General features: G+C 66.4%; 5 protein-coding genes. 4 read left to right on the top strand and 1 reads right to left on the bottom strand.

Annotated features, from left to right (window positions below):
* Positions 1 to 1400 (bottom strand): PAS domain-containing protein (locus tag AC1DXV_RS27325; protein ID WP_477936513.1); only part of this gene is annotated, 1400 nt, incomplete at its 3' end.
* 180 nt (positions 1401 to 1580) lie between these two features.
* Here AC1DXV_RS27325 and aceE point away from each other — a divergent pair.
* The 4 genes from aceE to lpdA are packed head-to-tail and all read left to right on the top strand — an operon-like array spanning position 1581 to position 8446.
* Positions 1581 to 4286 (top strand): pyruvate dehydrogenase (acetyl-transferring), homodimeric type, encoded by a 2706-nt coding sequence (aceE, locus tag AC1DXV_RS27320; protein ID WP_477936511.1) that lies wholly within the window; start codon positions 1581 to 1583, stop codon positions 4284 to 4286.
* Positions 4287 to 4321: 35 nt separating this feature from the next.
* The gene (aceF, locus tag AC1DXV_RS27315; RefSeq protein WP_477867326.1) at positions 4322 to 6046 is read left to right on the top strand and encodes a dihydrolipoyllysine-residue acetyltransferase; all 1725 of its coding nucleotides are present in this window, start codon (positions 4322 to 4324) and stop codon (positions 6044 to 6046) included.
* Positions 6047 to 6059: 13 nt separating this feature from the next.
* Positions 6060 to 6638, top strand: coding sequence for an MFS transporter (locus tag AC1DXV_RS27310; RefSeq protein WP_477936509.1), 579 nt, complete (start codon positions 6060 to 6062; stop codon positions 6636 to 6638).
* A gap of 2 nt (positions 6639 to 6640) precedes the next feature.
* The gene (gene lpdA, locus AC1DXV_RS27305; protein ID WP_477867322.1) at positions 6641 to 8446 is read left to right on the top strand and encodes a dihydrolipoyl dehydrogenase; all 1806 of its coding nucleotides are present in this window, start codon (positions 6641 to 6643) and stop codon (positions 8444 to 8446) included.
* The last annotated feature ends 473 nt before the right edge of the window (positions 8447 to 8919 follow it).

The raw sequence follows: 8919 nt of genomic DNA, 5'->3' as shown, positions 1-8919 counted from the left end.
GTGGTGAAGCGCTCGTGCGAGGCCGACAGCTGGTCGCGCACCCGCTTGGCCTCGGTGATGTTGGTCATCGAGGTCATCCAGCCGGTCTGCAGCCCCTTCGGGTCGATCAGCGGCGAGACGTACATGCGCGCGTCGAACTGCGATTCGTCCTTGCGCATCACCTTCACCTCGATGCCGCCGGCCGGGCTGCGGCCCTGCAGCTCCTGCTGCAGCAGGCGGTTGTTCTCTTCGATGCGCTCGGGCGGCCAGTGCGGGAAGGGCGGCACGCGGCCGATCAGCTCGGCGTCGCTGAAGCCGGTCATCGCGCAGAAGGCCGGGTTCACGTAGGTGATGCGGCCCTCCATGTCCATCGCGCGCATGCCGGTCAGCATCGAGTTTTCCATCGCGCGCCGGAAGTTGGTCTCCGACACCAGCGTGCTCTGGATCTGCAGCCGCCGGCGCATGTGGCGCCAGGTGCCGAGCAGCATCCACACCGTCAGCACCGACAGCGCGGCGACCATCCAGAACAGCGTGTTGCTGATCAGGCCGATCGAGGTGCGGTAGCCCTGGCCGCGCAGCACCAGGCCGTTGCCGGCCGGCGCGAGCGGCACGTCGTGCACGATGGTGGTGGCCGAGCGGCGGTTCTGCTGGCCGGGCATCGGCGTCACGGTGCTGGCGAGCACGCGGTCCTGGCTGTCGACCAGCGCCACCGCGTGCCGCGTCGACACCTCGGCCGGGATGAAGTAGCGCATCAGCGACTCGATCGAGTACTCGGCGATCAGCGTGCCCGAGAACGCGCTGCGGTCGAGCAGCGGCACCTGCACCTGGAACACCGCGGTGCCGTACAGGTCGGTGAACGGGCGCGAGTACACCGGCTGGCGCAGGTCGCGCGCGGCGCTGAACGCGGCCTCGGGCTCGGTCTTCGCGCCCTCCTTGGGCACCGAGGTGCTGCTCTCCTCGCCGCCGAAGCCGCTTTCCGGGTGGAAGCCGGTGGCGGCGTAGCCGGCGCGGCGGCTGCGGTTGGCACCGACCCAGATCAGGTTCGTGATCTCCGGGCGCTCGCGCGTGAAGCTCGCGGCCTGGCCGAGGAACTCGTCCTGGTCGATGGTGCGGGTGGCGATCTCGCGCGCGATGCGCACCAGCTGCTCCTGGTTCTCGATCAGCCGCAGCCGGATCTGCTGCTGCGCGATCTCGGTGTCGCGCTTGACCGATTCCTGCTCGCGCTCGAATTCCTCGTTGCGCAGGTACCAGAAGGCCAGGATGATCGCCGCCAGGAACAGCAGCACCGACACCAGCGGGCCGAGTGTCGCGAAGCGGTCCTGGCGGGCGAGCGACTGGCGCCGCCACCACAGGCCGAAGATTCTCTGGGCCGCGCTCGGGAGAGGGGTACTGCGCGGAGGCGGGTGGTTCAACGGCTGCATGGAACGATTATCGAGGGCCGGCTGCGGTCAACCGGTCCGGAGGTACCTGGGGGCGATGCGCCGGCGCTGTCGGATACGAAGAAATCCCACAATACGAAACGAGATCGCGCAATTTGGAAAGCTTTTGGAGTTGTGCGACACTGCCGCCGCCTGAAAAAGTTCAACTTGACGGAGACAAGCATGGCAGCAAACCCGGAGTCATTCCTCGGTGCAGCGGCGAACGACGCCGATTCGCAGGAAACCCGCGAATGGCTGGACGCCCTGTCGGCGGTGATCGGTGCGGAAGGCGGTGAACGCGCGCATTTCCTGCTCGAACAGCTGATCGACCACGCACGGCAGGCCGGCATCGACGTGCCGTTCTCGGCGAACACGGCCTACGTCAACACCATCCCGGTCGACCAGGAGGAGCATTCCCCCGGCAATGTCGACATCGAGGAGCGGCTGCGCGCCTACATGCGCTGGAACGCGATGGCGATGGTGGTGAAGGCGAACCGCCTGCACCCGGCCGACGGCGGCGACCTGGGCGGCCACATCTCGTCGTTCGCGTCGCTCGCGACGATGTTCGGCACCGGCTTCAATCACTTCTGGCACGCCGAGAGTGAAGGGCATGGCGGCGACCTGCTCTACATCCAGGGCCACTCGTCGCCCGGCGTCTACGCCCGCGCCTACATGGAAGGCCGCCTCACCGARGAGCAGTTGCTGAACTTCCGCCAGGAGGTCGACGGCAAGGGCATCTCGAGCTACCCGCATCCGAAGCTGATGCCCGAGTTCTGGCAGTTCCCGACCGTCTCGATGGGCCTGGGCCCGCTGATGGCGATCTACCAGGCGCGCTTCCTGAAGTACCTGCACGCCCGCGGCATCGCCAACACCGAGAACCGCAAGGTGTGGGTGTTCTGCGGCGACGGCGAGATGGACGAGCCCGAATCGCTGGGCGCCATCGGCCTGGCGGCGCGCGAGAAGCTCGACAACCTGATCTTCGTCRTCAACTGCAACCTGCAGCGCCTGGACGGCCCGGTGCGCGGCAACGGCAAGATCATCCAGGAGCTCGAAGGCGAGTTCCGCGGTGCCGGCTGGAACGTCATCAAGCTGCTGTGGGGCAGCTACTGGGATCCGCTGCTCGCCAAGGACAAGGACGGCATCCTGCGCAAGGTGATGATGGACACCGTCGACGGCGACTACCAGGCCTTCAAGGCGAACGACGGCGCCTTCGTGCGCAAGAACTTCTTCGGCCGCCATCCGAAGATGCTGGAGATGGTCGCGAAGATGAGCGACGACGAGGTCTGGCGCCTGCAGCGCGGCGGCCACGATCCGCACAAGGTGTATGCCGCCTACGACCGCGCGACCAAGCACAAGGGCCAGCCGACGGTGCTGCTGATCAAGACCGTCAAGGGCTTCGGCATGGGCAAGATCGGCGAGGGCAAGAACACCGCCCACCAGACCAAGAAGCTGGTCGACGAGGATGTGCGCGCCTTCCGCGACCGCTTCAACATCCCGATCCCCGACGACAAGCTGGCCGACATCCCGTTCTACAAGCCGGCCGACGACACGCCGGAGATGCAGTACCTGCACGCCCGCCGCCAGGCGCTGGGAGGCTACCTGCCGCACCGCCGCACCAAGGCCGACGAGCAGCTGAAGGTGCCTGATCTCGAGACCTTCAAGGCCGTGCTCGAGCCGACCGCCGAGGGCCGCGAGATCTCGACGACGCAGGCCTACGTGCGTTTCCTGACGCWGCTGCTGCGCGACAAGGAGCTCGGCCCGCGCGCGGTGCCGATCCTCGTCGACGAGGCGCGCACCTTCGGCATGGAAGGCCTGTTCCGCCAGATCGGCATCTACAACCCCGCGGGGCAGAACTACACGCCGGTCGACAAGGACCAGGTGATGTACTACCGCGAGGACAAGGCCGGCCAGATCCTGCAGGAAGGCATCAACGAGGCCGGCGGCATGAGCAGCTGGATCGCCGCGGCCACGTCGTACTCGACGAACAACCGCGTGATGGTGCCGTTCTACGTGTACTACTCGATGTTCGGCTTCCAGCGCATCGGCGACCTGGCCTGGGCGGCCGGCGACATGCAGGCGCGCGGCTTCCTGCTGGGCGGCACCTCGGGCCGCACCACGCTGAACGGCGAGGGCCTGCAGCATGAGGACGGCCACAGCCACATCCTGGCCGGCACGATCCCGAACTGCATCAGCTACGACCCGACCTTCGCGCACGAGGTCGGCGTGATCCTGCACCATGGCCTGAAGCGCATGGTGGAGAAGCAGGACAACGTCTACTACTACCTGACGCTGCTCAACGAGAACTACCCGATGCCGGGCCTGAAGGCTGGCACCGAAGAACAGATCATCAAAGGGATGTACCTGCTCGAAGAGGGCGCGAAGAAGACGCCGCGCGTGAACCTGCTCGGCTCGGGCACGATCCTGCGCGAGTCGATGGCCGCCAAGGAGCTGCTGAGCAAGGAGTGGGGCGTGTCGGCCAACGTCTGGAGCTGCCCGAGCTTCAACGAGCTGGCACGCGACGGGCAGGATTGCGAGCGCTGGAACCTGCTGCACCCGACCGAGAAGGCCCGCGTGCCGTTCGTCGCGCAGCAGCTCGACAAGTACGCCGGCCCGGTGATCGCATCGACCGACTACATGAAGAACTACGCCGACCAGATCCGCGCCTTCATCCCGAAGGGCCGCAGCTACAAGGTGCTGGGCACCGACGGTTTCGGCCGCAGCGATTTCCGCAGCAAGCTGCGCGAGCACTTCGAGGTGAACCGGCACTACATCGTCGTCGCGGCGCTGAAGGCGCTGGCCGACGAAGGGACGCTGCCGGCCGAGAAGGTGGCCGAGGCCATCAAGAAGTACGGCATCAACGCTGACAAGATCAACCCGCTGTACGCCTGAACGGCTACGCCACAAGAACACGCCGGAGACCCAGCATGGCATTGGTGGAAGTGAAAGTCCCCGACATCGGCGACTTCAAGGACGTCGAGATCATCGAACTGCTCGTGAAACCGGGCGACACGGTGAAGGCCGAGCAGTCGCTCGTCACGGTGGAGAGCGACAAGGCCTCGATGGAGATCCCGTCGTCGCACGCGGGCGTCGTGAAGGAGCTGAAGGTCAAGCTCGGCGACAAGATCAACGAGGGCAGCCTGCTGCTGGTGATCGAGGCGGCGGGCGGGGCCAACCCCGTTCGGGCTGAGCCTGTCGAAGCCCCTCGTGCCGCAGCACCGGCGCCCGTCGCGGCCGGCACTTCGACAAGCTCAGTCCCTTCGACAGGCTCAGGACAGTCGGGCACTTCGACAAGCTCAGTGCGAACGGAAGTGGTCGACGTGGTGATCCCCGACATCGGCGACTTCGACGAGGTCGCGGTGATCGAGGTCTTCATCAAGCCGGGCGATGCGGTCAAGGTCGAGCAGTCGCTGATCACGGTCGAGAGCGACAAGGCCTCGATGGAGATCCCGTCGTCGCATGCCGGCGTCGTGAAGGACCTGAAGGTGAAGGTCGGCGACAAGGTCAGGAAGGGCTCGCTGATCGCGACGGTGCAGGCCGCAAACTCCGTTCGGGCTGAGCCTGTCGAAGCCCCTGCGCAACCCGCGAGCAACCCTTCGACAAGCTCAGTCCCTTCGACAGGCTCAGGACAATCGGGCACTTCGACAAGCTCAGTGCGAACGGATGTTCCCGCGCACGACCCCTCGGTCCTGAAGACCGACCTGCCGCACGCCTCGCCCAGCATCCGCAAGTTCGCACGCGAACTCGGCGTGCCGCTGGAAGAGGTGAAGGGCAGCGGGCCGAAGGGCCGCATCACGCAGGACGACGTGCAGGCCTTCGTGAAGACCGTGATGGCCGGCGGCCAGCAGACCCGGGCGCAGGCGGCGAAGGCCCCGGCCGGCGGCGGTGCGGCTGCGGGCGCTGCAGGTGGCTCGGGCTTCCCCGGCCTGCTGCCGTGGCCGCAGGTCGACTTCACCAAGTTCGGCCCGGTCGAGCGCAAGGATCTCTCGCGCATCAAGAAGATCAGCGGCGCCAACCTGCATCGCAACTGGGTGATGATCCCGCACGTCACCAACCATGACGATGCCGACATCACCGAGCTCGAAGCCTTCCGCGTGCAGCTGAACAAGGAGAACGAGAAGTCGGGCGTCAAGGTCACGATGCTGGCCTTCCTGATCAAGGCCTGCGTCGCGGCGCTGAAGAAGTTCCCCGAGTTCAACGCCTCGCTCGACGGCGAGCAGCTGGTGCTGAAGCAGTACTTCCACATCGGTTTCGCGGCCGACACGCCGAACGGGCTGATGGTTCCGGTGATCCGGGATGCCGACAAGAAGGGCATCCTGCAGATCAGCAAGGAGATGAACGAGCTCGCCGGCAAGGCGCGCGAGGGCAAGCTGTCTCCGGCCGAGATGACCGGCGGCTGCTTCTCGATCAGCTCGCTGGGCGGCATCGGCGGCACCTACTTCACGCCGATCATCAACGCGCCGGAGGTCTCGATCCTCGGCGTGTGCAAGTCGGCGACGCGCCCGGTGTGGGACGGCAAGGCCTTCCAGCCGCGCCTGATCCTGCCGCTGAGCCTGAGCTGGGACCACCGGGTGATCGACGGCGCCTCGGCGGCGCGCTTCAACACCTACCTCGCGCAGATCCTGGCCGACTTCCGCCGCGTCCTGCTCTGAACGGAGCCACCCCATGACGACCGTGGTGGTGGTCCGCAAGGGAACCCAGGTGGCGCTCGYGTCCGACAGCCTCGTGACCTTCGGGGACACGCGGCTGGCGCATGGGTATGAAGAGAACGAGAAGCTGTTCCGCGTCGGCGATTCGTGGGTCGGCATGGCCGGCACCACGGCGCATTTCCCGGTGCTGCGGCGGGTGCTGAACAGCCTGCCGCCCGACGACCTGAAGCTGCACTCGCGCGACGAGGTGTTCGACACCTTCCTGAAGGTGCACCCGAAGCTGAAGGAGACCTTCTTCCTGAACCCGAAGGAAGAAGACGCCGACCCGTACGAGAGCTCGCAGTTCACGGCGCTGATCGCCAACGCGACCGGCATCTACGGCGTGTATTCGTACCGCGAGGTGTTCGAGTTCGACCGCTTCTGGGCGATCGGCTCGGGCCGTGCGTTCGCGCTGGGCGCGATGTACGGCGTGTACGGTGGCAAGCTGACCGCGCGCGAGATCGCCGAGCTGGGCGTGCGCGCCGGCTGCGAATTCGACAAGAACTCGGCCGGGCCGATCAAGGCCCACACGATCAAACTGAAGGCGAAAGACTGAGCATGGCACTGATCGACATCAAGGTCCCGGACATCGGCGACTTCAAGGACGTGGCCATCATCGAGCTGCTGGTCAAGCCCGGCGACACGGTGAAGGCGGAGCAGTCGCTGATCACGGTGGAGAGCGACAAGGCCTCGATGGAGATCCCGTCGTCGCATGCCGGCGTCGTGAAGGACGTCAAGGTGAAGGTGGGCGACGTGGTGAACCAGGGGTCGGTGATCCTGGCGCTGGAGGCCAGTGAATCCGTTCGGGCTGAGCCTGTCGAAGCCCCTGCTCAGGCAGCGAGCCCTTCGACAAGCTCAGGGCGAACGGAGAGTGGTGCGGGCACTTCGACAAGCTCAGTGCGAACGGAAGTGTTCTCCGGCACGGTCGACCTCGAATGCGACATGCTCGTGCTCGGCGCCGGCCCGGGCGGCTACTCGGCTGCCTTCCGCGCTGCCGACCTCGGCCTGAAGACGGTGATGATCGAGCGCTTCGCGACCCTCGGCGGCGTGTGCCTGAACGTCGGCTGCATTCCGTCGAAGGCGCTGCTGCACGTGGCGTCGGTGATGGACGAGGTCAAGCACTTCGATGCGCTGGGCATCGGCTTCCAGGCCCCGAGCGTCGATCTGGGCAAGCTGCTCAAGCACAAGGAAAAGGTCGTCGGCAAGCTGACCAACGGCCTGACCGCGATGGCCAAGATGCGCAAGGTGACGGTGGTGCAGGGCACGGCCGAGTTCGCCGATCCGCACCACATCACCGTGGCGCTCGCGAAGGGCGGCACGCAGACCATCCGTTTCAAGCGCGCGATCATCGCGGCCGGTTCCGAGGCGGTGAAGCTGCCATTCCTGCCGAAGGATGATCCGCGCGTCGTCACCTCGACCGGCGCGCTCGAACTGCGCCAGAACCCGAAGCGCATGCTGATCGTCGGCGGCGGCATCATCGGCCTGGAGATGGGCACGGTGTATTCGTCGCTCGGTGCGCGGCTCGACGTGGTCGAGATGCTGGACGGCCTGATGCAGGGCGCCGACCGCGACCTGGTGAAGGTGTGGCAGAAGATGAATGCGCCGCGCTTCGACAACATCATGCTGAAGACGAAGACCGTTGGTGCCGAGGCGACGAAGGACGGCATCCTGGTGCGTTTCGAGGGCGAGGGCGCGCCGAAGGAGCCGCAGCTGTACGACCTGGTGCTGCAGGCGGTGGGCCGCGTGCCCAACGGCAAGCGCATCGGTGCCGAGAAGGCCGGCGTGGTGGTCGGCGATCGCGGCTTCATCCCGGTGGACGTGCAGATGCGCACCAACGTGCCGCACATCTTCGCGATCGGCGACATCGTTGGCCAGCCGATGCTGGCGCACAAGGCGACGCATGAGGGGCATGTGGCGGCGGAAGTCGCGGCTGGCGAGCAACTGGGTGACGAGCATCTCGCCAAGGCCGAGTTCATCGCGCGCGTGATCCCGAGTGTGGCCTACACCGATCCGGAAGTGGCCTGGGTCGGCGTGACCGAGGACGAGGCGAAGGCCAAGGGGCTGAAGGTGAAGAAGGGCCTGTTCCCGTGGAACGCGTCGGGCCGTGCGATCGCGAACACCCGCGACGAGGGTTTCACGAAGCTGCTGTTCGACGAGACCACGCATGCGATCGTCGGCGGCGGCATCGTCGGCACGCATGCGGGCGACATGATCGGCGAGATTGCGCTGGCGATCGAGATGGGCGCGGATGCGGTGGACATCGGCCGCACGATCCATCCGCACCCGACGCTGGGCGAGACCATCGGGTTGGCGGCGGAGGCATTCGAAGGTGCCTGTACGGATCTGCCGCCGGTGAAGCGGTAGTTTGCTGTGTCTGCGTCTGCGTCTGCGTCTGTGCGGCAAAGGCGCGGGTGGGTAGGCTGTGGCTCGCCGGCCGGGTCGGTCATCGCCCCGGGGGCGATGACTCCCCTGCGCTGACTGGTTTCATGGCCCGTCGCCSAAACTCCCGYCACTCACTTCGTTCGTTGTGGTCAAACAGTSGGCGACAGTCAGTGCACGAAGCGYGCTGCGCRCGCGGGCCATGAAACCAGCCAGCTCCGGCGACCCGTCCTRATTGGCGCTCCACAGCCTACCCACCCGCGCCTTTGCGGCCACCACCCGTCTGTGTTTGGGGGAAAAGACTGAAGTGACCGACGAGCGCGCGGCCGCTCGCATGCTCGTCGGTCACTTCAGTCTTTTCCCCCCAACAAGCGCGGTGGGTCTGCGCGGCGGGGCGGGTGAGGGGCTGGGCTGGGGGCGATTTCTGAGGCGACGAAGAAGCTTGGCTTCGTGGGTGG

It is taken from the genome of Rhizobacter sp. P3_C12 (genome assembly GCF_056402735.1).
The sequence above is the reverse complement of the archived record's forward strand: the minus strand, read 5'-3'. Positions and strand labels throughout refer to the sequence as shown.